This window comes from Micromonospora sp. FIMYZ51, from assembly GCF_038246755.1.
GTDB lineage: Bacteria > Actinomycetota > Actinomycetes > Mycobacteriales > Micromonosporaceae > Micromonospora.
This window is the reverse complement of record NZ_CP134706.1, coordinates 1,235,246-1,261,384: the sequence shown is the minus strand read 5'-3', so window position 1 is coordinate 1,261,384 and position 26,139 is coordinate 1,235,246. Positions and strand designations below refer to the sequence as shown.

Genomic DNA, 26,139 nt, shown 5'->3' with positions numbered 1-26,139 from the left:
CGGCCGGTAGGTTCGCTCGGGTGAGCACGATACGCAGCACCGACGCGGCACAGCTCGGCTTCGACCCGGCCCGACTGGCCCGGATCGACGAGCACTTCGGCAGGTACGTCGACGACGGCCGGCTGGCCGGCTGGCAGCTCGTCGTCACCCGGCGCGGTGAGATCGCGCACGCCTCGACGTACGGGCTGCGCGACCGGGAGGCCGCTGCGCCGGTGGCCGACGACACCCTCTGGCGGATCTACTCGATGACCAAGCCGATCACCTCGGTGGCGGCGATGATCCTCTGGGAGGAGGGTCGGTTCGAGCTGACCGACGAGATCGGCCGCTGGCTGCCCGAGTTCGCCGACATGCGGGTCTACTCGAAGGGGTCGACGCTCAAGCCGTACACCGTGCCCGCGATCGAGCCGATCCGGGTCTGGCACCTGCTCACCCACACCGCCGGGCTTACCTACGGCTGGATGCAGACCTCCGTGGTCGACGGCCTCTACCGGGCCGCCGGCTACGACCTCTACCCACCGGCGGACGTGGACCTGGCCGAGGCCAGCCGGGCCTTCGGCACCCTGCCGTTGCTGTTCCAGCCCGGCACCGCCTGGGGATACTCGGTCGCCACCGACGTGCTCGGCCGGCTGATCGAGGTGGTCTCCGGGCAGAGCCTGGACACCTTCCTCACCGACCGTGTGCTGCGTCCGCTCGGCATGGACGACACCCGCTGGTACGTCGACGGCGCCGACACCGCCCGGCTCGCCGCGCTCTACGTGCCGGATCCGGCGACCGGTCGCGCGGTACGCCACGACGCGATCGGCGACCTGGCGTACGAGAAGCCGACGCTGCTCTCCGGCGGCGGCGGGTTGATCTCCTCGGCGGCCGACTACCACCGGTTCACCCAGGCGCTGTTGCGCGGCGGCGAACTGGACGGGGTACGCCTGCTCGCCCCCCGCACGGTGCGTCTGATGGCCCGCAACCACCTGCCCGGGGGTCAGGACCTGGGGACCCTGTCGACCGGCGGGTTCGCCGAGACGACCCTGGACGGGATCGGGTTCGGCCTCGGCTTCGCGGTGGTGGACGACCCGATCCCGGCCCGGCTGCCGAGCAGCGTCGGCGAGTACTACTGGGGCGGGGTGGCCAGCACCGCCTTCTGGGTCGACCCGGTCGAGGAGATCACCGCCCTGTTCTTCACCCAGCTGATGCCGTCGAGCACCTGGCCGATCCGGCCGCAACTGCGGCAGCTGGTCTACTCCGCGCTGCTCGACTGAGGACCCGGCCCGGTGAGGACCGCAGTTCACGCTTGTCGACCGAAACGTCGCGGGATCGCCGTTCCGCCGACGGCCGACCGCTGCGGTCCATAGCCTGGGACCGTGAGCGACATCGTCGTGTTCGGAGCGGGTGGCACCGCCGGATCGCGGATTGCCGTCGAGGCGTTCAACCGGGGGCACCGGGTCGTTGCCGCGGTACGCCGGCCGGAGGCCACGTCGTACCTGCCGGCCGGTATCCGGGTGGTCACCGGGGACGCCACAAGCGAGCGCAGCGTACGGGAATTGGCACCGGCGGCGGACGCGCTTGTGGTGGCGATCGGCGGCGGTGACCACTCGCTCTGGTCCGACGCCGTCCGGGCGCTGCTCGGCGCGCTGCGCGACATGCCGGCCGCGCCCCGGGTCATCCACGTCGGCGGCGGGGCCACCCTGCTCACGCCGGCCGGCACGCGGCTGCTGGACGAGCCGGACTTTCCCGCCCAGTACCGTGACGCGGCGCTGGGCCAGGCGGCTGCCCTGGATCTCTACCGCTCCTCGGCCGACGGGGTGAGCTGGACGTACCTCTCTCCCCCGCCGTTGGAGTTCCATCCGGGCGAACGCACCGGCCGGTACCGCACCGGCACCGACCATCCGGTGGTCGACGCCGAGGGTCGCAGCGTCCTCAGTTACGAGGACCTCGCCGTCGCGGTGGTCGATGAGATCGAGCGGCCACGCCACCAGAACATGCGCTTCACCGCAGGCTACTGACGCCGCGATCTTGAGAAGCAGCAGCTCGCGAGTTAGATTCGAGCGGCTGTGACCCGGGCGACACACCCCTGAACGCCGGGTCCGATCTCGACTCAGGAGGCGCCGTCTTGTCTTCACTCGACGACACCGTGACACCCTCGCACGATTCCTCCCCCTCCATCGGCTCCAGCTTCCTCAACCGGCGACGGATGCTCACCGTCGCCCTCGGCGGGGCCGCCACCGTGGCGCTGCCCGCGCCGGCCTGGGCCGCCAACGACCAGCGCCCGGGGGCACACAAGCCGCCGAGGCTCACGTCGGACGACCGGAAGGTCATCGCCCAGCTGTCGAGCCGACGGGCGCTGGAGCACCTGAAGGTGCTCTCCGAGGACATCGGTCCGCGGATCGGCGGCACCGAGTCCGAGCGGCGGGCCGCCAACTACATCGCCGGCCAACTCGACCACTACGGCTACCAGACCACCTTGCAGCCGTTCGCGGTGGCCGACAAGTTCCTCGCGCAGCTCAGCTCGCCGGCCGGCCTGCCCACCGACCTGAACTGGCAGGTCGGCGCGAGCGCCCACGCGGCGCTCGACACAAGCGTCACCGCCTCGGTGATCGACGTCGGTGCGGGCGCCGCGAGCGACTTCACCGCCGAGGTCAGCGGCAAGATCGCCCTGGTGGACTACGTCGCCGGCCAGCGCGAGCAGGTGGCGGCGCGGGCGGTGGCCGCCGGCGCGGTCGGGCTGGTCTTCCTCCCGGCCGACCTGGTGGAGCCCCGCCGGGCGCAGGCGTTCTCCCCCACCCTGCCCGGTTCGGCCAACTCGCCGCTGCCGATCCCGGTGGTCGGGGTCGCCCAGGCGCAGAAGCACCGGCTCCGGGCGCTGCTCGCCGCCCGGCCGCTGACGCTCACCATCGCCACCACCGCGCACCGGGGGCTTACCTCGTACAACGTGCTGGCCGAGCGGCAGGGACGGTCGGGCCCGAACGGCCCGGTGGTGATGGTCAGCGCCCACTACGACTCGGTGATCGGTGCGCCGGGCGCCAACGACGACGGCTCCGGCACCGTGCTCTGCCTGGAGCTGGCCCGGGTGCTGAAGGCGATCCCGGTCAACGCCACCGTGCGGTTCGGCCTGTGGGGCTCGGAGGAGCAGGGCCTGATCGGGTCGCGCTACTACGTCCGCGAGCTGCCGCAGGTCGAGCGCGACCGGATCCTCGCCGTCTACCAGAACGACATGGTCGCCACCAGCTGGGACCCGGCGACGCGGTACTGGCAGCTGTCGTTCACCGGCCAGAGCAACCGGGCCACCGACGAGGTCACCGCCGCCGCGCAGCGGCTCGGTTACGAGCCGCAGATCTCCCCGGTCACCCAGCGCGGGGCCAGCGACCACCAGTCGTTCCAGGAGGTCGGTATCGCAAGCGCCAACTTCTCCTGGCGGGGTGAGGAGTCGCCGGCGCTGCTGGAGCCTCCGTACCACAGCCCGGAGGACACCATCGCCAAGAACATCAGCCTGGAGCGGCTTCAGGTGTCGATGGAACTGATCGGCTGCGCCACGTACGCGACAGCACGGGCCTGACCGATCGGGCGGGGTATGGCAGATCGCCGCACCCCGCCCTTCTTGCCAGAGCCGACCGGCCCAGCCGACCAGCCGGAGCCGGACCCCGGTCCAGCCGACCTGCCGGACCCGGACCAGTCGGGCAGCCGGAGTCGGTTCCAGCCGACCTGCCGGACCCCGGACCGGACCAGTCGGGCAGCCGGAGCCGGTTCAGTCGGCCAGCCGGGCCGGGAAGCCGCCCGTGGCGACCGGCCCCCACCCGGTGATGGTGACCCGGATCAGCGACTTGCCCTGCCGTACCATCGCCGCCCGGTACTCGTCCCAGTCCGGATGCTCGCCGGAGATGCTGCGGAAGTACTCCACAAGCGGTTCCAGGGCGTCGGGCAGGTCGAGCAGATCGGCGGTGCCGTCGATCTGCACCCAGGGCCCGTTCCAGTCGTCGGAGAGCACGCAGGCCGAGACCCGCGGGTCGCGCCGGATGTTGGTGACCTTCGCGCGTTCCGGATAGGTGGAGATCACCAGACGGCCGTCGGCGTCCACCCCGGCGGTGACCGGCGAGGACTGCGGACGGCCGTCGGCGCGGGTGGTCATCAGCACCACTCGGTGCCGTGGACGGAGAAACTCGAGGAGTTCGTCCCGGTCGACCCGGGAGTTGGTGGCGATTGTGCGCGGCATCGTTCGTTTCTACCAGCAGTTACCGCTCAGCCGGACCGTCCGGCGGACGCCTGGCTGGGCACCCGGGGGCGGGCCGGTGGTCGCCACGCCCGGCCGTTCGCGTAGATCACCCGGAAGCCGAGGTACGAGGCGAGCGGCGCCCAGTGTGCCGATCCCATCCGCAGCTCGGCGGCGTTGTGTCGCTGACCGTTGGCGAGCACGTCGAGCAACACCGTCTCGAACGCGGCCGACTCGACCCAGTCCACCTCGCGGGTGAAGCCACAGATCAGCGCGGCACCGGTGACGTCGAGGAAGTCGCGCAGCACCGACTCGGGGGCGCGCAGCACGGAACAGCTGCCGAAGTAGAGCCGCCGCCCCTCGCAGCGCCCGGCCATCCGCTCGGCCACCTCGGTGAGCTCCACCGAGTGCCAGTCGGTCAGGCACAACCGGTTCGGCTCACCGTGCATCGCGAAGAAGCCGAGCCGGTGGTCCGCGTACTGCTTGAGCAGCCAGCGGTCGATGAAGTAGAACAGCTCGTCGCGGGTGGCCGCGTCCTTGTGGATGAACCGGACCCGGTTCAGTCGTTCAAGCAGTTCGAGGGTGGGCAGCACCGACCCTCGCTCGTTCAGATCCCGGTGCCACTGGCCCTCGACGCAGAAAATTCCACCGCGCGCCACGCCCGCCTCCCCGTCGTCGCCCGGGCTGACGTTACCGGGCCACGCTGATCGGGCAACATCACCCTCGGTACGACCGGATACGACTTTCCGCACAGTAATTGTCGCGTCAGTGCCCGCTGCGACCACACGGCGACGAATGTCCGATTCACAAATGCCGGCATTTCTCAGCCAACACTCAGGCATGGCCAATTGCGAGGACAATTCTTGTTAATCGCCGCGAATCGGCTTGCCCGGTGCGAGGGTGGATTCACGGGACGGCTCGGTCGAAGTCCCGGAGGTCACCCCATTCGCTCTCCTATCGGGAGGACTACCTGTGCGCGTACACACCTTGAAGCGGGCCGTCGTGGCCCTCGCGCTGGCGCTTCCGGGCGCCGCGATCGCCTCGGTGGTCGCCGCGCCAGCCGCCCACGCCGACGGCTGTTACACCTGGAAACGCACCCTCTACCAGGGTGCCTCCGGCGGCGACGTGCGCGAACTGCAACTGCGGGTGGCCGGTTGGGCCGGCCGCCGCGACATCGTGGAACTGGACGGCAGGTACGGCCCGAAGACCGCCGCCGCGATCCGCCGGTTCCAGGCCGCGTACGGGCTCGGCGTCGACGGGATCGCCGGGCCGCAGACCTTCGCGAAGCTGTACCAACTCCAGGACAACGACTGCACGCCCCGGCACTTCATCTATCCGGAGCTGGACAACGGCTGCGGCCGGGGCGGCTGGACGGGCGGCCCGCTGACGGCCGACCAGACCCGCAGCAACGCCCTGCGCACCATGTGGAAGCTGGAGGCGCTGCGCCGCAGCCTCGGCGACCAGCCGCTGATCGTCACCAGCGGCTACCGCGACCGCAGCTGCAACAGCCGGGTGGGCGGCGCGACCAACAGCCAGCACCTCTACGGCAACGCCGCCGACATCATCTCGAACCACCGATCGCTGTGCCAGATCGCCCGCCGGGCCCGCGATCACGGCTTCAGCGGGATCGTCGGTCCCGGCGTGAGCGGGCACAACAACCATGTGCACGTCGACTCCCGGCGGGAGAACAACCGGGACGGCATCACCAACCGCACGTACTGGTCCGCACCCGATTGCGGAATCTGAGCGGGACGGTCGCACGCGAGGTCGCGACGCCGGTCCGGGCGCGGGCGGGGGGACCGAACGCGCGCTCCGGACCGGCGTCGTACCGCCAGCGGGCGAGTCCCTCTCAGCTCGCCCGCGGCCAGCGCGGCGCAGTGGCGGGGGTGCCACCGGCCGGCCGGTGCCGGGAGTGCGGGCGCCGGTCCGCGCCGCAGGAGCCGCCACCCGCGGGACCGGGCCCCGCGCCGGATAGCCGGCGGCACGGTCCGGTCGCGCCGGATAACCAGGCGTACGCTCCGGCCGCGCCGGATAACCTGCGGCGCGATCGCCCCGCGGCGGGTAGCCGGGCGTCCGGTCGCCCCGGGCCGGATAGCCGGCGGTGCCCTGCGGGCGGGCACCCGGGGCACGACCCGGGTTCGGCCCGTTCACCAGGAACGGGAACGGCACGTGCACGAACGGGTTGCCGTGCCGGATGAGGGCGTCGAGCTGTCGCTCGTTCAACCCGTGGGCCAGCAGGATTCGCCGGCCCCACCGGTGCAACCGGCAGGGGAACCGGGCACCGTCGTTGCGGCACAGCGCCCCCGTGGGCCATTCCTCGGCCGCATGCACGACCACCGCCCGGACCGCCAGCCGGACGTCCTCGGGGGTCAGCGATGTCGGGACCGGCAACTCGCCCAGAATTTGATCGATGGGATCCGTCGACTGCTCATCAACTCGCACGGCAGGCCTCCCGAAGCTCCGGTAGCGGTGCGCTTGAGCACCGCACCTCGCGCATTGGTACGGCTGGCGGGGCGGGATAGTTCAACGGGGTTTTTGCGCCTGTTCGGCGATCCGGTCAGACCAGCCCGGCATCGTGCACGAGCAGCGCGATCTGCACCCGGTTGTTCAGCCCGAGCCGGGTCAGCAGTCGCGACACGTACGCCTTGACGGTCGCCACGCTCATGAACAGCTCACCGGCGATCTCGGCGTTGGTGCGGCCCCGACCGACGGCGACCGCGACCGCGCGTTCCCGCTCGGCGAGCCCGGCCAACAGCCCGAGGGCCCGCTCCCGGCGCGGGTCCGCCACCGTCGGCACGGTGACGTGCTCGATGAGGGTCCGGACCACCGTCGGGGAGAGCGTCGCCTCGCCGGCCGCCACCCGGCGCACCGCCCGCACGATCTCGGCCGGCGGGGTGTCCTTGAGCAGGAAACCGCTGGCCCCGGCCCGCAACGCGCGCAACACGTACTCGTCGGCGTCGAAGGTGGTCAGCACGAGCACCTCGGGCGGCCGGGGCGACGCGCGCAGCGCCTCCGTCGCGGCCAGCCCGTCGACCCGGGGCATCCGGATGTCCATCAGCACCACGTCCGGCCGGCACGCGGCGACCGCGCCTGCGACCTCGCTGCCGTCCGCCGCCTCGCCGACCACGTGCAGGTCGGGTGCGCCGCCGAGGATCATCGACAGCCCGGCCCGAACCAGCGCGTCGTCGTCCACGATCAGGATCCGCACCGGCCGCCCAGCGTCCGCCGCCGGGCTCCCGGTCCCGGCCGCCGAGGTGGGGCCGGTCACGACGCCGGCCAGGGCAGCCAGGCGGCCAGCCGGAAGTCGCCGGTGCCGTCACGACCATGAGCCAACCGGCCACCGGCGAGGTGCACCCGCTCGGCCACACCGACCAGGCCGGTACCGGTGCCGGGGATCTGTTCGGTCACCTCACCCACCGGCCACCGGTTACGGATCTCCACACTCAGCCCGTCCGACGGCGCCCCACGGAGCCCGACCGTGACCGCGGCACCGGTGGCGTGCTTGCGGGCGTTGGTCAACCCCTCCTGCACGATGCGGTAGACGGTCCGGCCGAGCGCGGGGGGCAGCCGATCGGCGCCGGACACCTCGTCGCGCAGGTCGACCCGGACCCCGGCGGCCCGGGACTCGGCGACCAGCGCGGGCAGATCCGCGATGGTGGGCTGCGGCGGCTCCGGCTCCTCGGTGAGGGAGCCCTCGGCCCGCAGCACCCCGATCACCTCGCGCAGGTCCTGAAGGGCGGCGTGGGCGCTGCCCCGGATCACTCCGGCCGCCCGCGCCACCTCCTGCGGGGCCGCGTCGGGGCGGAACTCCAGCGCCCCGGCGTGCAGGCTGAGCAGCGAGATCCGGTGGGCCAGCACGTCGTGCATCTCCCGGGCGATCCGGGTGCGCTCCAACTGCCGGGCCTGGGCCACCCGCAACTGCTGCTCGGACTCGGCCCGCTCGGCCCGCTCACGCAGCGACAGCACCAACTGCCGGCGGGCCCGCACGAACATCCCCCAGGCCAGCACCAGCAGGGTGATGACCACGCCCCAGGCGGCGGTCGCCCAGTGGGTGAGGTGCGGATCCGGTCGCAGGATGGCGAGGAGGGTGTTGGTGAACAGGCCGGCCGCGGTGACCGCGAGCACCACCGCCGTGCGTCGGTGCACCACGAGCGTGAAGAAGATGATCAGCAGCGGGATCGCGGCGGCCATCGAGAACGCCGCGACCGGGAGCGTGACCAGCGCCAGCCCGAGCGGCCAGCGACGGCGTACCCAGAGCACCGCCGAGCAGGCCAGGCCGAACAGCGCGTCCGCGACGATCATCCAGTGGTACGGCAGCCGTTCGGCGAACGACGGATTCGGCGAGGCGGCGTCGAGCGTGGCCACCAGCACCCACCCGACCGAGACCAGGAAGCAGAGGCTGTCGACCAGCCAGTCGCGCGTGGTCCGGCGACTGCGGGCCGGGCCGAGCGAGCCGGGCAGCAGTCCCGGATGTTCGACGACGGCGCTGCTCACAGCCGCAATGGTAGGCAGCCCGCGGAGGCCGGACCAGCTACCAAAGTCGAGACCTGGACGTCGACCTTGGTCTACCGGCGCACGACCGTCGGCCGCTGTGCGCAGCCGGGTGGCTCCAGCAGCCTCGCAGCATGATCGAGGTAGCTCAACTCACCAAACGGTACGGGCGGCACACCGCCGTCGAGGACGTGTCGTTCCGCTGCGAACCGGGCACGGTCACCGGTTTCCTCGGCCCCAACGGTGCCGGCAAGTCCACCACCATGCGGATGATCTGCGGACTCACCCCACCGACCGCCGGCACCGCCACCGTCGCCGGACGGCCCTACCGGCAACTGCCCAACCCGGGCCGGATGGTCGGAGTGTTGCTGGACGCCGCCGCCCAACACGCCGGGCGCACCGGCCGGGAGGTACTTACCGTGGCCGCCGCGACCATGGGCGTGGACCGCCGGGTGGTGGGTGAGGCGCTGGACCAGGTCGGGCTGAACGCGGTCGCGGCGAAGCGCCGGGTCCGGGCGTACTCGCTGGGGATGCGTCAGCGGCTCGGCCTGGCGCACGCGCTGCTCGGCGACCCCCGGGTGCTGATCCTGGACGAGCCGGCGAACGGCCTGGACCCGGAGGGCATCTTCTGGATGCGCGGCCTGCTGCGCAACTTCGCCGACCGGGGTGGCACCGTGCTGCTCTCCTCCCACCTGCTGCGCGAGGTGGAGGCGGTCGCGGACCGGCTGGTGGTCATCGGGGGCGGCCGGATCGTGGCCCAGGGCGACAAGGACGAGTTGCTGGCCAACGGCGGCACGCTGGTGCGGGCCCGGGACCGGGCGGCACTGCGCGCCGCGCTGGAGCGCGCCGGCCTGCCGGTGAGCGAGGGCACCGAGGGGCTGCTGGTCCGCGCCGACAGCGAGGCGGTCGGGTTGGCCGCCACAGCGGCCGGGGTCGCCCTGACCGAGCTGCGGCCGGCCGGCGCCGGTGGCCTGGAACAACTCTTCCTCACCCTGACCGCCGAGCCGACCGAGGAGCCCGTTCGATGACGACCATCACCACCAGCACCAGCACGCCCGAGGTCAGCCGGGCGGCGGAGCACCGGCCGTCGCTGGCCCGGCTGACCGTCGTGGAGGCGCGCAAGCTCGTCGACACCCGGGCCGGCCGCTGGCTGCTGATCACCATCGGGCTGGTCACCGCCGCCGTCGTCGCGCTCCAACTGGCGTACGCGCCCGACGCCGAGCAGACCTTCGTCAACTTCTACCTGCCGTCGCTGCTCCCGGTCGGGCTGCTGCTGCCGGTGCTGGGCATCCTCTCGATCACCAGCGAGTGGTCGCAGCGCACCGCCTTGGCCACCTTCGCGCTGGTGCCCCGGCGGGAGCGGGTGATCGCCGCCAAACTCATCGCGCTGGTCGCGGCGGCACTCGCGGCGCTGCTGGCGAGCCTCGCCGTCGCCGCCGTCGGCACGCTGATCGCCGGGGCGACCGGCGGCGCGGGTACCTGGCGGATCGAGGGCATGCTCCTGCTGCACACGGCCGTGTTCCAGGTGGCCAACGTGTTGCTGGGTGCCGGGTTCGGCCTGCTCCTGCTGCACACCCCGCTGGCGATCGTGACCTACCTGGTGCTGCCGAACGCCTGGGCGATCGTCGGCGAGTTGGTCCGGCCCCTGCGCCGGGCGGCCGAGTGGCTGGACGCCGGACGCACAATGGAGCCACTGTTCACCGCCGAGATGACCGCCGGGCAGTGGGGGCGGCTCGGGGTGTCGCTGCTGGTGTGGCTGGTCGTGCCGCTGCTCGCGGGGCTGGTCCGGACGATGCGTCGGGAGGTGGCGTGACGGCGTACGGTACGCCGAGCGTGGTCAGCGGCGGGGCCGGCGAGCTGCTGGTGCTCTGGGCCGGTATCCCGTTCGCCGGTGGCCTGGCGGGTGGGCTGCTGGCGGCCGGTGCCGGCTGGGTGGCCGGCCTGCCCTGGGCACCGGCGCAGGGGCTGTTCCGCTGGGTCGACGGGCTGCCCGACCCGTACGCGCTTGGCGGCGGGGCGGCGGTCGGCCTGCTGGCCGGGCTGGTGATCGGCGCGATCGGCACCGCCGAGCGGGTGCGGGTCACCGTGGACGGCACTCGGCTGCGGCTGCGCTGCGGCAGCACCGAGCGGGAGGTCGGCCGGTCGGCGACCCGGGTGGTCTTCGTCGACGGCAAGGACCTGGTGCTGCTCGACGCGGACGACGGCGAGCTGGTCCGGCAGCCCTCCGACCTGCCGACCGACCGGCTGTCCAGGGCGTTCCGGGACCACGGCTGGCCGTGGGCGGAGGCGGACCCGCACCGGGACGCGTACCGACGCTGGGTGCCGGGGCTGCCCGGCCTGCCGGACGGCGCGGACGCGCTGTTGCGGGCCCGGCAGGAGGCGCTGGAGAAGGACCGGGACGACGAGGCCCGCGAGTTGCGTACCGAACTGGGCCGCTACGGCGTGGTGCTGCGCGACGACGGCGAACGCCAGTACTGGCGGCTGACCCGCTCGGCCTTCCCGCCCGGCTGACCCGCTCGGCCTTCCCGCCTGGCTGAACCGCTCGGCCCTTCCCGCCTGGCTGAACCGCTCGACCCTCCCCGCCTGGCTGGCCCGCTCGACCCTCCCCGCCCAGCTGGCCCGCTCGGCCTTTTTGCTCAGCTGAGCCGGCGGGCCGGGCCCCGAGGTGGGGCCCGGCCCGGTTCAGCGCGGCGCCTGGATCACCTCCAGTGCTTGTGGCCGTGCTTGTGGCCGTGCGGCTTGCCCTTGCCTTTGCCCTTGCCCTTGCCGGGCGCCTTGCCCGGTACGCCGTTCACGGCCGAGGTGTCGTACGCGAACGTGAGCACCGCGGTGGCGACGGCGTCGGCGTTGACATCGAGCGCGAAGACGTTGACGTTGCCCTTGAGCTTGTACTTCTTCCCCAGCGCCCGGTACAGCTCGGCGTCGGCACCGTCGGCGACCGGCGTACGGCTGTCACAGGCCTGGTGGTAGCAGGGGTCGTACGCCTCGCCCGCCAGGCCGCCGAAGAGGGCCGCCTCCTCGGCCGTCTTGAGGCCCTCGGCTCCGGTGAAGAGGCCACCGGCCGGAATGCCGACGTCGATGAACGCCTTGTAGTCCGAGCGTGCGGTGAAGTCCGACGGCACGGTGGGCAGCTTCCGGGAGGCGAAGAACTTCTCGAACACCTGCTCGATCTGCGCCGAGCCCGCCGGCCCCGGGCCGGCACCCTCCTGCGCGGAGTCGTCGCCGTCGTAGACCCCGAACACGTAGTTCGGCGAGCCGATCATGTCGAAGTTCAGGTAGAGGGCGATGTCGGCGACCTGCTTCTCGGTGAGCGAGTCCATGTAGTACTGGCTGCCGATCAGGCCGGCCTCCTCCGCACCCCACCAGGCGAAGCGCACCGCGTTGTACGGCTTCACCTTGGCCATCTGAAGTGCGACCTCAAGCAGCGCGGCGCTGCCGGTGCCGTTGTCGTTGTAGCCCGGCCCGGCCGGGTCCGAGTCCAGGTGCGCCCCGGCCACCACCACGTTGTCGGTGCGGCCCTGCTTGGTCTGCGCGAAGAGGTTCTCGGTGCTGCGGATCTCCGAGGTGGTGTCGGCCTCGATCCGGAGCGTCAGACCCGACGTGGCAGCGAACTGCGTCCCGGTGTCGTACGACACGGCCACCGTCGGAATGCCGACCGGCGCGCTCAGCGTGCCGGCGAACAGATCGTAGCGGTCCGGGTTGGCTTCCGGAGTGCCGTTGCCCTGGTTCATGATGATCGCGCCCGCCGCGCCGGCGGCCTCGGCGTTTGCCACCTTCTCCCCGAAGCCGCAGGTGCCACGCTGCATCAGGGCGATCTTGCCGGTCACGTCCACGCCGGCGAAGTCACTGGCCTCGCAGCCGGACGTCGAGTCGCGTGGCGGCGTGAGGGCGAGGTCGATCGGCACCACGGTACCTTCGGCCACCCCGGCGCCCGAATAGGACATCAGCGCGTAGTCGACACCGGCGGCGTACGTGGTCGGGCTCGGTCCCACCTGCGCGAACGAGGAGCCGAACTCCTCGTAGTAAGCGAAGTCAAACTGCTGCCTGGTCACCTGGTAGCCGGCCTTCTTGAGCAGTCCGGCCACGTAGTCGACGCTGGCGTCGTAGCCGGGCGTGCCGGAGGCGCGCGTACCGTCGTTGGCGTTGGCGATGGCCTGGAACTTGTCGAGGTGCTTGAAGACTCCCTCGACGGTCACCGCCTTGGTCAGCTTCTTAACGGTGTTGTTGTTCGGGCTCGCCGACGCCGGGCTTACCAACGCCACCGTGCCCAGAAGCGTGCCAGCCGCGATACCGGCGAGCACCCTTCTACCGGAGAAAGGCACCACGATGTGCCACGTCCTTCCTCTGCGGGTATCCGGCTCCCCTACCCCCGTGTGCCGGATGTTCGTGCCATCCTCATCCACATCGGAGCCAAAGCAAAGGGTCTGTTCGTCTGAGGACGCTCTGCCTCTGACCTGCTAAAGGCTGCCGGTGGTAGCTGAGTCGCGGCTCAGCAGTGTTAAGAAGGGGCCCTTCACCTACACGAGGCGTTAACAAGGGGCCCTTCCTTGCAGTCGGCTACCGTTCCCGGTCTGGGGAGGTATGTCGATGTACGTCGTGTCAGTGATCAATTACAAGGGCGGGGTCGGCAAGACCACGGTGACCGCCAACCTCGGTGCCGAGCTGGCCAACCGGGGGATGAAAGTGCTGCTCATCGACCTCGACCCGCAGGCCAGCCTGACGTTCGGCTTCTACGACCCGGACGACTGGCGGGAACGGTTGCGGGACAGCCGGACCGTGAAACGCTGGTACGACGGCCTACGCGAGGGCAACCCGTCGGTCACCCTTGGTGAGCTGGTGGTGTCGCCCGGTCCGGCGAACTCCCGGCTCTCCGGTGCCGGCCGGCTCGACCTGATCGCCTCGCACCTGCAACTGGTCGACATCGACCTGGCGTTGGCCCGCAGCGTCGCAGGTGGCGAGGAGTACGACGCCGAGCTGTTCCGGGTGCGCGGCTCGCTCGCCGACGGGCTGCTCGCCGACGGGCTGGACCCGTACGACATGGTGCTCATCGACTGCCCGCCGAACTTCAACGTGGTCACCCAGTCGGCCATCATCGCCAGCGACCACCTGGTCATTCCGGCGCGGGCCGACTATCTGTCCACGCTTGGCATCGACTATCTGCACGGCAACGTGCGGGAACTGGTCGACCAGTACAACGCCGACGCCCGCCGGTTCGCCACCGTACGCCGGCACCAGAAGGTCGCCCCCGGCGTGGCCGGCGTGGTCTTCACGATGATCCAGCTGCTGTCGCGGCAGCCCATCGCCACCCATCAGAGCTACATGGACCAGGTCCGCAACCTGGGCCTGCCGGTCTTTCCGACCGCGCTGCGGGAGAACGTCACCCTCTACGCCACGAACACCCCGCGCGGCGTACCGGTGGTGCTGCGCGACCGGGTCACCGTGCCCGCCGTCCGCGACGAGCTACGCCAGCTCACCACCGAGTTCCTCGACCACCTCCAGCCGGTGGGACGGCCCGCGTGACCGGCCCGGACCACGCCGGGCAGCCGCCCGCCGCCACCGGGCCGGTCATCGAGCCGGCCGACGCCGCCGCGCGCCTGGCCGCCCTGACCAGCCGGGCCGACGGTACGGCCTACCTGTCGGGCTGGTCGGTGCGCCAGTTGCGGGAACTGGCGGCGAGTCTGGGGCTGCGCGGCGTCGGCGGGCTGCGCAAGGCGGAGCTGGTCGACCGGATCGTGAACCACACAATCGGTTACCGGCTCGCCTCCACCGCCCTGCGGCAGCGCTGACCGACGTGGGCGTGAAAAGCCCCTCGTCAGCGGGTATGCGGCCAGAATGGCAGGCATGATTCCGGACATTGCGTTGAACGACGGCACCACCATCCCGCAACTGGGCTTCGGGGTGTTCCAGATCGACCCGGCGGACACCACCGAGGCGGTACGCGGCGCGCTTGGCGTCGGCTACCGGCACATCGACACCGCCCAGGGATACGGCAACGAGGCCGAGGTCGGGCAGGGCGTACGCACAGCGGGGTTGGCCCGCGAGGACGTCTACATCACGAGCAAGCTGGCCAACCACTCCCATCGTCCCGACGATGCGCGGGCCGCGTTCCAGGCGTCGCTGGACGCGCTGCGCACCGACTACCTCGACCTGTTCCTCATCCACTGGCCGATGCCGACCCGCTACGACGGCGACTTCGTCACCACCTGGAAGGTGCTTGAGGAGTTCAGGGCCGACGGCCGGGCCCGCTCGATCGGGGTGTCCAACTTCCAGGTGCCGCATCTGGAGCGGCTGGCCGCCGAGACGGATGTGGTGCCCGCGGTCAACCAGATCGAGGCGCACCCGTACTTCACGAACGACGAGGTGCGCGCGTACGGCGCGAAGAACGGCATCGTCACCGAGGCGTGGTCGCCGATCGCGCAGGGCGCCGTGCTCGACGACCCGACCATCACCGACATCGCCGAGCAGTTCGGCCGTACGCCGGCCCAGGTGGTGCTGCGCTGGCACGTGCAGCGCGGCGACATCGTCTTCCCGAAGTCGATCACGCCGAAGCGGATCGAGGAGAACTTCCAGATCTTCGACTTCGAGCTGGACGAGGCGACGATGGAGCGGATCACCCTGCTGGACAGGGGCGAGGACGGTCGCACCGGTCCCCACCCGGACACCTTCGGCTGACCGAGAGCGATCTGTCGAAGCGCTTGACCTCGAGTGCGCTCGAAGACGCAGGCTGGTGCCGCGTCCAACGGCGCACGAGAGGAGTTCCCCATGCGGTACCGCACCATCGGCACCGACCCGCGTACCCGACGCGAGGTAAGTGTGCTCAGCCTCGGCGCGATGCTCTTCGGCACCAAGACCGACGAGGCCACCTCGTACGCCATCCTGGACCGGTTCGTCGAGGCGGGCGGCACCTTCATCGACACGTCGAACAACTACGCGTTCTTCATCACCGGTGGCCAGGGCGGTGACAGCGAGGAGTTGCTGGGCCGGTGGCGGCGCAGCCGAGGGGTGGGCGACGAGATCGTCATCGCCACCAAGCTCGGCGCGCGGCCACTGGCCCCCGGCACCAGCTACCTCGACAACCCGGAGGGGCTGTCGGCGAAGGTGATCCGGGAGTCCGCCGAGCGCAGCCGGGAGCGGCTCGGGGTGGCGAAGCTGGACCTGCTCTACGCCCACATCGAGGATCACCGGGTGCCGGTGCAGGAGACCGTGGAGGGCTTCGCCGAGCTGGTCGCCGAGGGCACGGTGGGGCTGCTGGGTGCGAGCAACCACCGGGCCTGGCGGGTGGAGCGGGCCCGCGCGGTGGCCGCCGCGGCCGGTTTGCCCGGGTACGAGGTGCTCCAGTACCACCGCAGTTTCCTGCCGAGCCGGCTGGACGGGCCGACCGACCTCGACCCGGACGGCAACGTGGGTGCCGTCGGCGGCGACCTGATCAGCTATCTGCGGGCCGAGCCCGACCTGACCCTGGTGTCGTACGGGTCGCTGTTGTGGGGTGCGTACACCCGCCCGGACAAGCCACTGGGCCCGGAGTACGACCTGCCGAGCGCGCCGGTCCGGCTGGCCGCGCTGCGGGAGGTGGCGAAGCAGACCGGCGCGACGGTCAACCAGGTGGTGCTGGCCTGGCTGATCGATGCGGAGGTACCCACGATTCCGCTGGTCGGGGCCTCTTCCGTGGCCCAGTTGGAGGAGAGTCTCGGCGCCGTCGACCTGGAACTGACGCCCGAGCAGCGGCACCGGCTCGACACCGCCTGGTAACGGGGATCGGCAGCGGCCAGCCGGCCACTGTCGGACGGTGGTGCGGGCCAGCGTGCCTTCCGGCAGCCGCCGCTAGATCGGATCTAGCGGCGGCTGCTCGCTGTCTCGCGCCTGGTCAGGGAAGCTGGCTACAACCACCGCCGGCCACCGTCGTTGAAGCAGGCGGCCGGCCACGTGTCGAGATTTGTGTCGTACGCGTGCGGTGGGCTGGGGCAGCATGTGGCCCGGTGCCTTCCGGGCCGCAGGCGCCACCACACGGAAGGACGTATCAGAATCATGAGTAGACGCACCACCGGCCTCGCCATCGAGGCCGAGGGTTTGACCCGGTCGTTCGGCGATACGCACGCGCTCGCCGGCCTCGACCTACAGGTGCCGGCCGGCGCCGTGTACGGGGTGCTCGGCCCGAACGGGGCCGGCAAGACCACTGCGGTACGGATCCTGGCGACGTTGCTGCGTCCGGACGGCGGACGGGCCCGGGTGTTCGGCCACGACGTGGTCACCGAGGCCGACGCGGTCCGCGCCCGGGTCAGCCTGACCGGTCAGTACGCCTCGGTGGACGAGGACCTGACCGGCACGGAGAACCTGGTCCTGCTGGGCCGGCTGCTCGGGCTGGGCCGGCCGGCCGCCCGGCAACGGGCGGAACAGTTGCTTGCCGCGTTCGGCCTGACCGAGGCGGCCGGCCGGCAGGTGAAGAAATACTCGGGCGGCATGCGGCGGCGCATCGACATCGCGGCGAGCATCCTCAACACACCCGACCTGTTGTTCCTCGACGAGCCGACGACCGGGCTCGATCCGCGCAGCCGTAACCAGGTGTGGGAGATCATCCGGGCGGTGGTGGCACACGGCACCACCGTGCTGCTCACCACGCAGTACCTCGACGAGGCCGACAAGCTGGCCAGCCGGATCGCGGTGATCGACCATGGCCGGGTGATCGCGGAGGGCACCCCGGGCGAGTTGAAGTCGTCGGTCGGCTCCGGCACGGTCCACCTGCGGCTGCGCGACGCGGCAGCGCGGCCGGAGGCGGAGCGACTGCTGCGCACGGTGCTGGGCGTACCTGTGCAGTTGGAGGCAGACCCGGTGGCGATCACCGCCCGGGTCGGCGGAGCCGGCGGCGACCTGGATGCCAGCGCCCAGGCCGCACGGGCGCTCGGCGAGCTGTCCAGTGCCGGGATCGTGGTGGACGACTTCTCGCTCGGCCAGCCGAGCCTGGACGAGGTCTTCCTGGCCCTGACCGACCACCCTGCCGTCCCGGTCGAGGACGAGCGGGACGAGGCGCTGGAGGCAGCCCGATGAGCAGTGACACCACCACCTCGACCGACCGCGCGCCGAACGTCTACGTCCCGTCGACCGAGGCGTTGGGCACGATCCTCGCGCCGGGCGAGCGACCGCCTCGACCGAGCCCGCTGGCGGCGTCGCTCGCCTTCAGCTGGCGGGCCCTGCTGAAGATCAAGCACGTGCCGGAGCAGCTGTTCGACGTGACGGCGTTCCCGATCATCATGGTGCTGATGTTCACGTACCTGTTCGGCGGTGCGCTCGCCGACAGCCCTCGTGACTACCTTCAGTTCTTCCTACCGGGCATCATGGTGACAAGCGTGGCGATGATCACCATGTACACGGGTGTCGGCCTGAACAGCGACATCGAGAAGGGCGTCTTCGACCGGTTCCGGACGCTGCCGGTGTGGCGGCCCGCCGCCCTGGTCGGCATGATCGTCGGTGACGTGCTGCGCTACGTGCTGGCGGCGCTGGTGATCCTCGCCGTCGGGCTGGTGCTCGGTTTCCGCCCGGACGGTGGCGTGCTCGGTGTACTCGCCGGGATCGGCTTGCTTGTGGTCTTCTCGTTCGCGTTCTCCTGGGTCTGGACGTTCTTCGGGCTCATCCTGCGCAGCGAGAAGTCCGTGATGGGGGTCAGCATGATGGTGCTGTTCCCGCTGACCTTCCTCAGCAACGTCTTCGTCGACCCGTCCACCATGCCCGGCTGGCTCCAGGCGTTCGTCAAGGCCAACCCGATCTCCCACCTGGTCTCCTCGGTACGCGCCGCGATGGCCGGCACCACCGACGGCACGGCCATGACCTGGATGTTCCTCTGGAGCGCCTCCTTCCTGGTGGTCTTCGGCACCCTCACCATGCACCGCTACAACCGCCGATAGCCCATCGATCCCGGTACGGGAGCGCCCTCGGCAAGGGGCGCTCCCGCACCAACAGCTGTCACAGCTGCCAGGGGACGGGAGCCGGGGGAAGATATCGGCAGGAGGAGCCGGTCGAGACGGTGTGCCGCAGGTGGGCGCCGAGCGGCGGATGGCGCTTGTCGAGGCGACGCAGGGTGTCCCGGATGCGGGCGGTGACCGTCTTACGGGCCCGTTCCGCCTCGTCGCCGAGGCGACGGCTCCGGCCCGCCAGCCCGGCGGCCGAGCGCAGCTCAGCGATGAGTGCCTGACGTTCGGCGTCGAGCGCGGCCAGCTTCGCCCGGTTGCCGCGCCCGGCTGCCCGGTCGATCTCGTCGTCGAGCCGCGCCAGATGACGCCGGTAGCGGTGCTTCGCCTCGTCGTCGAGCATCTGGTCACCACCCATCCGCCGGGCGGCGACGAGTTCCGGCCCCGCGCTCGGGTCGAGCAACTCGACCACCGGCACGTCGACTCCCGGGCGACCGAGCAGCAGCCGCAGGTCGTGCAGCCCCTTGGCGTCCGGCAGGTGCACGGTGCGTCCCTCGTACGTGAGCCGCCAGACCGCACCGTCCCGGCGGAACTCGTACGCCACCTCCCGGCCCGGCGCGGACCGCTGCCCCGCCGACCACGCCCCGGACGCGACAGCCGGCGACGGCTCGGACGCGGTGAGCCGGGCGAGTACCTGCGGCATGTCCAGGACGCGGGCCTCGCGTTCCACCTCTTCGCGTAGCCGGTCGGCGGTCGCCACGTCGCCCGGGCGGCCCCGGGCGGCGAGGGCGTCGACAAGCGCCGCGCGGGCGATCAGCGACCAGGGGCGGGCACCCATCCGATCGGCATTGTCGCGGGCGGCGGAGAAGCCGGCGACGGCCTCGTCCCAGCGTTGCTCGGCGACGTCGATCACGGCCAGCCAGTGGTCGACCGGACCGCCGATGTCGCAGCCGAAGAGGGCGACCAGCCAGCGACCGCGATGCGCCGCCAGCGCCTGCCGCGCCGCCGCGCAGCGGCTCGGGTCGCCGAGGGTGGCCTGGGCGCACAGCCGCAACCACAGCGGCGAGACCACCCCCGGTATCCGGGGCCGACCTCCAGTTCCGCGGTGAGCCGGGCGGCGGTGTGCTGGTCACCGCGTTCGGCGGCGGTGATCGCCCGGAGCAGGTCCAGGTACGGGTGCTCGGTCGCGCGGAGCCCGTCGAGCAGCGCCTGGGCCTCCGCGAGCCGGCCCCGCAGCAGCAGGAACGACCAGCGCATCTGGTGCCAGAGGAAGCCGTCCTCGTCGTACTCCCAGCCGCCCGGTCCGCTCAGCTCGGCCAAGCAGGTCTCGGCGTCGGCGAAGTCGCCCCGGAAGGCGTTGACGATGGCGTGGTCGGTGAGGGCGGCCATCCGGTGCCGGGACCGCTCGGTCCGCCGCGCGGCGGTCACGAAGGCGGTGAGTTCGTCCAGGTAGCGCGGGTCGCCGAGTTCCAGCAACGCCACCCAGCGCAGCGCGGTGGACCACAACTCGGCCTCCTGGTCGCCGCTGCGGCGGGCCAGGTCGCGCAGCTCGACGGTGAGGGCGGCCCGGTCGGCCGCCGTGCCGAGCCCCCAGGTGGCGTCGTGTCGGGCCCAGAGGCTGAAGCTGAGCGCCTCGTCGTCCTGACCTTGCCGGGCGAGGGCCTCGGTGGCGTTGATCAGGCCGGCTTCGAGCGTGTCGACCGTCGTGTCGACCCCGGGCTCGCCGAGGAGCCGCCGGTACGCCTCCCGCACCAGCGTCGCGCTGTCGATGGCGATCAGCGGGTTGACCTGGCAGCGTCGATGGACGGTGAGCGCGAAGCACGCCAGCAGAACCGGCTCGTCGATCGCCAGGACCGCCACCGTGGTGTCGATGAGCAGTTGCGCCGCCGTTGCCCGGTCGCCCGTGTGGAAGAGCCGGTCGGCCAGCTCCATCATGACCTTCACCCGCTGCACGTCGTCGGAGACCAGGATCAGCGCACGCCGCAGGTGCAGGGTCGACTCCTCCAACGCCAGCCGGCAGTTGGCCTCCCGGGCCGCGGCGAACAGCAGCTCGACGGCACGGTACGGGTCGAGGCGGTCACCGGCCAGCCAGGCGTGCCGGGCCAGGTCGGCGGGGATCAGCCACTCGGCGAGCGGGGCGTGTTCGTCGACCGCGCGGACCACGGCCCGGTGGTGCTCCCGGCGGTCGTCGTCGGCGAGGCCGTCGTAGAGCGTCTCGCGGACCAGATCGTGGGCGAAGGCGTACCGGCCGTCGCCGAGGGCGAGCATCAGCCGCGCGCTCATCGCCACGTCGAGCGCCTGGTCGAGCCGGGCCGGTGGCAGGCCGGCGCTGGCCGCGAGCACCTGCCGGTGGAACTCCCGCCCCAGCACGGAGGCGATCGTGAGCACGTCGATCACCCGAGCGGGAAGCTGGTCCAGCCGCTGGCGCACCACCTGCCGGACGCCCGGGGCGATGGCGCTCACCACACCGCCGCTGTGCCACAGCCGGGCGGTCTGCTCCACGAAGAACGGGTTGCCGCCGGTGCGGCGGTAGACGTCGTCGACGCAGTCCGGAGTTGGTTCCCGGCCGGCGGTACGCGCCATCAGCGCGCCCACCTCGTCACGTCCGAGGCCGGTCAGGGTGATCGTGGTGGCCTTGGCCACCAGCGACATCAGCAGCGAACGCAGCGGATGGTGCTCACCCGACTCGACCTCCGCGTCCCGGTACGTGCCGACGAAGATCAGCCGCTCGAACCAGGTGTGCTGGGCGGCGAACTGCAACAGCCGCATCGAGGCCGGGTCGGCCCAGTGCAGGTCGTCCAGGACCACCACGACCGGCCGCCGCTGGGAGACCGCGACCAGGGCGGTGGTGACCGCGTCGTAGAGGACGAACGCCTCCTGCTCGGCGGTGTCCGGGGAGTGTGCGGTCACCTCGCCGAGCAGCAACGCGAGCGCCGGCTCGGCGGACTCCCGGGCCACCGCCCAGTCGTCGGGCGATCGACGCAGCCCGCGCAGCACCTGCACCCAGGGCCAGTAGCCGGGGGCGCTGGCCGAATCCCAGCAGGCGGCGCCGAGCACCAGCGCTCCCGCCTGGCGGGCCTCGTCGGCGGCGGCGGTGACCAGGGTCGTCTTGCCGATGCCGGGCTCGCCGGTGACCAGCACGAGGCCGCCGTGACTGGCCGCGGCCCGGTCGACCTCGGCCCGCAGCAGGCCGGCGGGATGCTCCCGCCCGATCATCGATTCGCCGGGCCGCGCCTTCATGACCACCGACGGTAGCCGAACCCGCCGACATCACGGGCCGCCCCGGCGACCGCCCCGTCGGCGCGACCACGTCCGACGGGTCGACGGAGCTTGGGTGCGAACAGCTACCCGCGCACCACCGGGTCGCCGGTGTGGCCGGGCAGCACCGGATCGGGACCGGGAGTCTCGGCGGCCGGCGGCGCGGAGCTGGTCAACGCGAGCAGCGCGCAGCCGGCCGCCAGCAGGTACGCCCAGGCCGTCAGCCAGGGCACGACGGTCATCGCGCTGCCCACGCCCTGCCCGGCGAGCAGTACGGTGCCGATCAGCTGGAACGCGGCGGCGGCGAACAGCAGCACGACCACGAAACCGTGGTACGCGTGCCGCAGCCCCGCCGCCAACGCACCGGCGGCGGCCAGCAGCAGCACCGCAAGTACGGCGGTCAGCAGGGCGTACCCCCGGTAGCGCTGCACCTCGTACGGCTGCCAGTAGTCCTCGACGCTGGTCAGCAGCCCGACCGCCGCCGCACCGGTCAACGCGGCGGCCAGCACGACCACCGCCACCGCCACGAACCGCGCCCACCGCCGCCGGACCGCGACGGTGAAGGCGAGCAGCACCCCGAGGTACGCCGGCAGCGGCGCCACCTCCAGGAAGTACTCGATAAGTGGGTGCGGCGCACCGGGCAGCTCCGGTTTCACGTAGACCAGGTCCACGCCGACGATCACCTGACCGTTGGCGCCGGAGAACCAGGCCATGGTGAAGGTCGCGAAGGCGACCAGGGCAAAAACCACCAGGCCGATCCGGCCCACGCGGCTGAAGGTCGATCCCGTCACCGGCCCGACCCTAGTGGACTCGGCCGGGCCGGGCTGTCCCTCGGCGGTCGTGCGCGAGTGGGCTGCCCACTCAACGTCGGCGGACCGTCCGATCGGCCAGGTGGCTGAGGATCGCCTGGTTGGCCTCCCAGCCGTCGGGAAACCTCACCGGCACGTCCAGCTGCGGCGCCTCCGTCGACGGATGCGCGTCCAGCAGCTCGCCGATGCCGGCCCGGGCCACCACGATGCAGGCCTGCCGGTGCCGGGAGGCGAGCACGCAGAGCCGTCCCGACTCCAGGTGGAACGCGGTCGCGTCGCGTCGGCCGGAGAGCGGGTGCAGCACGATCGTCACGTCGTACTCCCGGCCCTGGAGCCGGTTGGCGGTGTCGACGGTGACGTCCGCACCGGCCGCGCCCAGGTGGGCCCGGATGGCCGCGACCTGGTCGCGGTGCGCGGCTCCGACGGCGATCCGGTCCGCGCTCACCGGCGCGCCGTCGGGTGCCTGCTCGCAGCGCGCGACCGCGCCGCGCGCCAGCACCCGCAGCGCGAGCGCGGCGCACGCGGCGGCGGCCTCGGCGTCGGTACGCAGGGTGTGCCGGGCCGGCAGCTGGTAGAGCGCCCAGCCGGTCTGCACCGCCAGCTCCACCGCCCGGTCAACGGCGTCATCCGCACCCGCCCCGGTGAGCCGTAGGACCCGCTCGGCGGGAGCGGTGCCGGCGCGGAAGCCGGTGAACGGGTAGAACGCCCGAGACACCACAGGTGCCGCCGAGGCGGGCAGCCGCCAGGAGACCGGCAGCCGGTGCACCGGCAGCTGCGGGTTGTGCCGCAGCAGCACGGCCACCGCCGACTGCATCGGATCCCAGCTCAGCCCGGCCCACCGACCGACGTCCACTGTGGAGAAGGGGTCGAGCTGCCCAGGATCACCCACGAAGAGCGCCCGGTCGAACCTGCCGGCCACGCGCAGCAGGGCGTCCGAGCGCATCTGGTACGCCTCGTCCACGATCGCCCACGGCCAGCGCCCTTCGGTGACCGTGGCCCACTTGGCGGCCGTACCGATGACGACCGCCGAGGCGGCGAGGTCGGTGACCTTCGCGGCGACCCGCACCTGCCCGTGTGCCCGCACCCGCGACGACGGCCGGTAGTCGCTCGCGGAGAGCCGCCCCACCCGCAGCTCGGGCGCCTTCCGGGCGAGCCGGTCGATCAGGTCGTCGACCTGCTCGTTGGTCTGCCCGATGATCATGAGCGGCTCGCCGGTGCCGGCCAGCTCGATGGCGGCCCGTACCACAAGTGTGGATTTGCCCGCCCCCGGCGGGGAGTCGACCACCACGCCCCGGTGCGCACCGGAGCGCAGGTCAGCCAGGACCGCCGTGATCACCTGCTCCGCCGCAACGCCCGGCGGCACGTCCAGCTCGGTCTGCATCTCGCCCACCTCCCTCACCGCGGTCCCCGCACCCTACTCAGCGCCGAGACCGCGCCCGGGACGAACCCGAACACATTGATAGAGGCGCATGGAAGCTCTAGCATGCGCACCATGCGTGTGCGTCGCGTCACTCTCGTCGCCGTCCTCGCCACCGCGCTCGGGCTCTCCGGCGCCGCCGTCGCCCACGCGGCCGACGATCCGGTCCTGACCGCCCCTGGCGCACCGGTCGTGGTGGCCAACGAACCGCACCGGCTCACCCTGACCTGGGCACCGTCGACCTGGGTCGGTGAGCCGGGCGGCACGCCCATCCGACACGAGGTCCGGGCGTGGCTCGGCACCAACACCTACCGCAGCCTCGGCACCACCACCGGCACCGACCTCACGCTTACCGACCTGGCGCCGGGCACCGAGTACCGGCTCACCGTCTGGGCCTACACCGACGCCGGATATTCCCTCGACTCGCCGGTGACCCCGGTGCGCACCGCGTACGGGAAGGCGCGGGTGAGTTACCGCAACCTGAACTGGTCACCGACCGACAACCAGATCCAACATGTCCTTCAGATCATCAACACCGGCACCACGCCGCTGGATCTGGCCTACGTGCGGGTGCGCTACCACGTGACGTTCGAGGGCGGAAACACCTCGCTTGTCACCCACTGCGACTGGGCCGCGATCGGTTGCGCCAAGGTCCGGCACCATCTCCAGTTCTTCCCGCCGCCCCTACCGCCGGCCCCGCCGCAGACCCCGACTCCGACGCCGACGGTCTTCCCGCCGCCCGGTACGCCGATCCCCGGCTGGATCGAGCTGACCTTCGCCAGCGGGACGCTTGACCCCGGCGCGTCGACCGGGCCGATCCAGCTACGCCATCACCGATCGAACTGGACGGCGATCGACGAGCGCGACGACCGCAGTTGGCAGCAGGCCACCGGCGGGTGGGTCGAGAACAGCCGGATCACCCTCGACGTCGACGGCGTCCGCGAGTACGGCGACACCAACGCATGAGCCGCACCACCACCGGTGCCGCCGCTTCCCCGTCCGGCCGCTCAGGACGGCAGTGATCCCCCGGCGGACGCGACCGGCCGGGCGTCCTGGAGCAGCTGGGAGAGGGTGGTCATGGCGGCGTGGAAGTCCTGCCGGTCCGCCGCGTGGAACCGCCGGAAGAACCAGTCGGGTACGCGCGACTGCCGTTGCCGGCTGCGGAAGATCAGATCCTGGATCTGCCGGGCCAGGGTGAGCAGTTCGGCCGAGGCGTCCTCGCCGGGCCGCTGAAGCGTGCCAGCGATCCGCGACTGCATGACGCCGAGCGCCCGCTCCCGCTCGGCCGCCACGTCCCGCTGGCTGCGATAGATCTCCAGGCCGAGCAGGAGCGCGCCGAGCGACGGGACGTACCACTGGAGCAGCAGCTGCGCGACGGTCAGCTCGGCGGTCACGCCGAACACCACCCCGAGCACCGCCCAGACCGCCGTCCCGCCGAGCACCACGTAGGCGTAGCGGCGACGGACCCGGGCGCCCCAGCCGAGGTTCTGCTGCTGGCAGGCGAGCACGTCGTACGGTGCCCGCAGCAGCGGCACCTCGTAGTAGTCGCGCAGGTACCGCTCGTCGCCCCGGTACGCCCGGTGCAGTCGGCTGACCTCGGCCGCACCCACCTCCTCACCTGCGGCCACGGTGTTCCACGGCAGACCGAAGAGCCGGACGTCGAACATCTCCTGGAGCACCGCCGCCCGGCTGAGCTGGCCGCGTGACCAGGTGCCCAACCCGACCGCGTTGGCCAGCGCCCAGAGCGCCCCGACGGCGATGACCACGGTGGACGACACGCCGGTGAGCGCCACCGCCGCGCCGGCCACGCCGAGCAGGACGGAGAGGACCATCCGCAGGTTGTCGAGTCGTTGCGCCCGCGAGTGGCAGACCGACATGGCCCGCAACAGGGCCATCATCTCGGGCTCGGTCTGGCGGCTGAGCAGGGACTTAGCGGGATCGGTCACGCTGGCCTCCCGGGTCCGGTAACCGATTCTAAATCCAGATCGCTAGATGTCACCGCCGCCTCACCGAGAGCACCAAAAGCGGCAGGAGATCTTGTCGTTCAGTAGGGTTTGCGACTGTTCG

General features: G+C 71.8%; 22 protein-coding genes and 1 pseudogene. 14 read left to right on the top strand and 9 right to left on the bottom strand.

The window, feature by feature from the left end; translation table 11 throughout:
- Window positions 1–20: 20 nt before the first annotated feature.
- The 3 genes from QQG74_RS05955 (at window position 21) to QQG74_RS05945 (ending at window position 3,547) form a co-directional block, all read left to right on the top strand.
- Window positions 21–1,253, top strand: coding sequence for a serine hydrolase domain-containing protein (locus tag QQG74_RS05955; protein WP_341719288.1), 1,233 nt, complete (start codon window positions 21–23; stop codon window positions 1,251–1,253).
- Between the two features lie 102 nt (window positions 1,254–1,355).
- Complete coding sequence (locus tag QQG74_RS05950) at window positions 1,356–1,997, top strand: NAD(P)H-binding protein (RefSeq protein ID WP_341719287.1); 642 nt, start codon at window positions 1,356–1,358, stop codon at window positions 1,995–1,997.
- A 107-nt stretch (window positions 1,998–2,104) separates the two neighbouring features.
- A complete protein-coding gene (locus tag QQG74_RS05945; protein WP_341719286.1) occupies window positions 2,105–3,547 on the top strand; it encodes a M28 family peptidase in 1,443 nt (480 codons plus the stop codon).
- A gap of 189 nt (window positions 3,548–3,736) precedes the next feature.
- Here the strand turns inward: QQG74_RS05945 and QQG74_RS05940 are convergent, their stop codons facing one another.
- On the bottom strand, window positions 3,737–4,201 hold the full coding sequence (locus QQG74_RS05940) for a PPOX class F420-dependent oxidoreductase (protein ID WP_341719285.1): 465 nt from the start codon (window positions 4,199–4,201) through the stop codon (window positions 3,737–3,739).
- Between the two features lie 26 nt (window positions 4,202–4,227).
- The gene (locus QQG74_RS05935) at window positions 4,228–4,857 is read right to left on the bottom strand and encodes a hypothetical protein (RefSeq protein ID WP_341719284.1); all 630 of its coding nucleotides are present in this window, start codon (window positions 4,855–4,857) and stop codon (window positions 4,228–4,230) included.
- A gap of 313 nt (window positions 4,858–5,170) precedes the next feature.
- On the opposite strand from QQG74_RS05935, the gene QQG74_RS05930 reads away from it, so the two are divergent.
- Window positions 5,171–5,944: a D-Ala-D-Ala carboxypeptidase family metallohydrolase gene (locus QQG74_RS05930; protein WP_341719283.1), complete on the top strand. Its 774-nt coding sequence runs from the start codon at window positions 5,171–5,173 to the stop codon at window positions 5,942–5,944.
- Between the two features lie 811 nt (window positions 5,945–6,755).
- Here QQG74_RS05930 and QQG74_RS05925 read toward each other — a convergent pair.
- On the bottom strand, window positions 6,756–7,466 hold the full coding sequence (locus tag QQG74_RS05925; RefSeq protein WP_341719282.1) for a response regulator transcription factor: 711 nt from the start codon (window positions 7,464–7,466) through the stop codon (window positions 6,756–6,758).
- Window positions 7,463–8,692 (bottom strand): histidine kinase, encoded by a 1,230-nt coding sequence (locus QQG74_RS05920; protein ID WP_341719281.1) that lies wholly within the window; start codon window positions 8,690–8,692, stop codon window positions 7,463–7,465. The genes QQG74_RS05925 and QQG74_RS05920 overlap by 4 nt, the downstream gene beginning before the upstream one ends.
- A 131-nt stretch (window positions 8,693–8,823) precedes the next feature.
- Between QQG74_RS05920 and QQG74_RS05915 the strand changes: the two genes are divergently transcribed.
- The 3 genes from QQG74_RS05915 to QQG74_RS05905 are packed head-to-tail and all read left to right on the top strand — an operon-like array spanning window position 8,824 to window position 11,200.
- Window positions 8,824–9,717, top strand: a complete 894-nt coding sequence (locus QQG74_RS05915; protein ID WP_341719280.1) for an ATP-binding cassette domain-containing protein — start codon at window positions 8,824–8,826, stop codon at window positions 9,715–9,717.
- Window positions 9,714–10,502 carry an ABC transporter permease gene (locus QQG74_RS05910; RefSeq protein WP_341719279.1) on the top strand — a complete coding sequence of 263 codons (789 nt, stop codon included), beginning with the start codon at window positions 9,714–9,716 and terminating at the stop codon, window positions 10,500–10,502. Before QQG74_RS05915 ends, QQG74_RS05910 begins: the two co-directional genes overlap by 4 nt.
- On the top strand, window positions 10,499–11,200 hold the full coding sequence (locus tag QQG74_RS05905; protein WP_341719278.1) for a hypothetical protein: 702 nt from the start codon (window positions 10,499–10,501) through the stop codon (window positions 11,198–11,200). The genes QQG74_RS05910 and QQG74_RS05905 overlap by 4 nt, the downstream gene beginning before the upstream one ends.
- Before the next feature lie 188 nt (window positions 11,201–11,388).
- Here QQG74_RS05905 and QQG74_RS05900 read toward each other — a convergent pair whose 3' ends face one another.
- Window positions 11,389–13,014, bottom strand: coding sequence for a M28 family peptidase (locus QQG74_RS05900; RefSeq protein ID WP_341719277.1), 1,626 nt, complete (start codon window positions 13,012–13,014; stop codon window positions 11,389–11,391).
- 262 nt (window positions 13,015–13,276) lie between these two features.
- Here QQG74_RS05900 and QQG74_RS05895 point away from each other — a divergent pair, with 262 nt between their 5' ends.
- The 6 genes from QQG74_RS05895 to QQG74_RS05870 all read left to right on the top strand — a co-directional run bounded on the left by QQG74_RS05895 (window position 13,277) and on the right by QQG74_RS05870 (window position 18,585).
- Complete coding sequence (locus QQG74_RS05895; RefSeq protein WP_341719276.1) at window positions 13,277–14,209, top strand: AAA family ATPase; 933 nt, start codon at window positions 13,277–13,279, stop codon at window positions 14,207–14,209.
- A complete protein-coding gene (locus tag QQG74_RS05890) occupies window positions 14,206–14,475 on the top strand; it encodes an SAP domain-containing protein (protein WP_341719275.1) in 270 nt (89 codons plus the stop codon). The genes QQG74_RS05895 and QQG74_RS05890 overlap by 4 nt, the downstream gene beginning before the upstream one ends.
- A 46-nt stretch (window positions 14,476–14,521) precedes the next feature.
- Window positions 14,522–15,361 carry an aldo/keto reductase gene (locus QQG74_RS05885; protein WP_341719274.1) on the top strand — a complete coding sequence of 280 codons (840 nt, stop codon included), beginning with the start codon at window positions 14,522–14,524 and terminating at the stop codon, window positions 15,359–15,361.
- Between the two features lie 90 nt (window positions 15,362–15,451).
- Window positions 15,452–16,438, top strand: a complete 987-nt coding sequence (locus QQG74_RS05880; RefSeq protein ID WP_341719273.1) for an aldo/keto reductase — start codon at window positions 15,452–15,454, stop codon at window positions 16,436–16,438.
- A 276-nt stretch (window positions 16,439–16,714) separates the two neighbouring features.
- Entirely contained in the window at window positions 16,715–17,731 is a 1,017-nt protein-coding gene (locus tag QQG74_RS05875) for an ATP-binding cassette domain-containing protein (protein WP_341719272.1), read from the top strand.
- A complete protein-coding gene (locus tag QQG74_RS05870; RefSeq protein WP_341719271.1) occupies window positions 17,728–18,585 on the top strand; it encodes an ABC transporter permease in 858 nt (285 codons plus the stop codon). The genes QQG74_RS05875 and QQG74_RS05870 overlap by 4 nt, the downstream gene beginning before the upstream one ends.
- 58 nt (window positions 18,586–18,643) lie before the next feature.
- Here the strand turns inward: QQG74_RS05870 and QQG74_RS05865 are convergent.
- From QQG74_RS05865 to QQG74_RS05855, 3 genes and pseudogenes are all read right to left on the bottom strand, one after another.
- Window positions 18,644–21,828: pseudogene (locus QQG74_RS05865) on the bottom strand (AAA family ATPase).
- A 104-nt stretch (window positions 21,829–21,932) separates the two neighbouring features.
- The gene (locus QQG74_RS05860) at window positions 21,933–22,637 is read right to left on the bottom strand and encodes a hypothetical protein (RefSeq protein WP_341719270.1); all 705 of its coding nucleotides are present in this window, start codon (window positions 22,635–22,637) and stop codon (window positions 21,933–21,935) included.
- Between the two features lie 70 nt (window positions 22,638–22,707).
- Window positions 22,708–24,036, bottom strand: coding sequence for an AAA domain-containing protein (locus QQG74_RS05855; protein ID WP_341719269.1), 1,329 nt, complete (start codon window positions 24,034–24,036; stop codon window positions 22,708–22,710).
- 111 nt (window positions 24,037–24,147) lie between these two features.
- Here QQG74_RS05855 and QQG74_RS05850 point away from each other — a divergent pair, with 111 nt between their 5' ends.
- A complete protein-coding gene (locus QQG74_RS05850) occupies window positions 24,148–25,038 on the top strand; it encodes a cellulose binding domain-containing protein (protein ID WP_341719268.1) in 891 nt (296 codons plus the stop codon).
- A gap of 41 nt (window positions 25,039–25,079) precedes the next feature.
- On the opposite strand, the gene QQG74_RS05845 is transcribed toward QQG74_RS05850, so the two are convergent.
- A complete protein-coding gene (locus QQG74_RS05845) occupies window positions 25,080–26,018 on the bottom strand; it encodes an S-4TM family putative pore-forming effector (RefSeq protein ID WP_341719267.1) in 939 nt (312 codons plus the stop codon).
- Window positions 26,019–26,139 lie beyond the last annotated feature (121 nt).

Bases quoted from the DNA above. Each gene is read 5' to 3' on its own strand.
- QQG74_RS05940 (WP_341719285.1), bottom strand. From the start codon at position 4,201: ATGCCGCGCACAATCGCCACCAACTCCCGGGTCGACCGGGACGAACTC.
- QQG74_RS05915 (WP_341719280.1), top strand. From the start codon at position 8,824: ATGATCGAGGTAGCTCAACTCACCAAACGGTACGGGCGGCACACCGCC.
- QQG74_RS05910 (WP_341719279.1), top strand. From the start codon at position 9,714: ATGACGACCATCACCACCAGCACCAGCACGCCCGAGGTCAGCCGGGCG.
- QQG74_RS05895 (WP_341719276.1), top strand. From the start codon at position 13,277: ATGTACGTCGTGTCAGTGATCAATTACAAGGGCGGGGTCGGCAAGACC.
- QQG74_RS05885 (WP_341719274.1), top strand. From the start codon at position 14,522: ATGGCAGGCATGATTCCGGACATTGCGTTGAACGACGGCACCACCATC.
- QQG74_RS05880 (WP_341719273.1), top strand. From the start codon at position 15,452: ATGCGGTACCGCACCATCGGCACCGACCCGCGTACCCGACGCGAGGTA.
- QQG74_RS05875 (WP_341719272.1), top strand. From the start codon at position 16,715: ATGAGTAGACGCACCACCGGCCTCGCCATCGAGGCCGAGGGTTTGACC.
- QQG74_RS05870 (WP_341719271.1), top strand. From the start codon at position 17,728: ATGAGCAGTGACACCACCACCTCGACCGACCGCGCGCCGAACGTCTAC.
- QQG74_RS05855 (WP_341719269.1), bottom strand. From the start codon at position 24,036: ATGCAGACCGAGCTGGACGTGCCGCCGGGCGTTGCGGCGGAGCAGGTG.
- QQG74_RS05850 (WP_341719268.1), top strand. From the start codon at position 24,148: ATGCGTGTGCGTCGCGTCACTCTCGTCGCCGTCCTCGCCACCGCGCTC.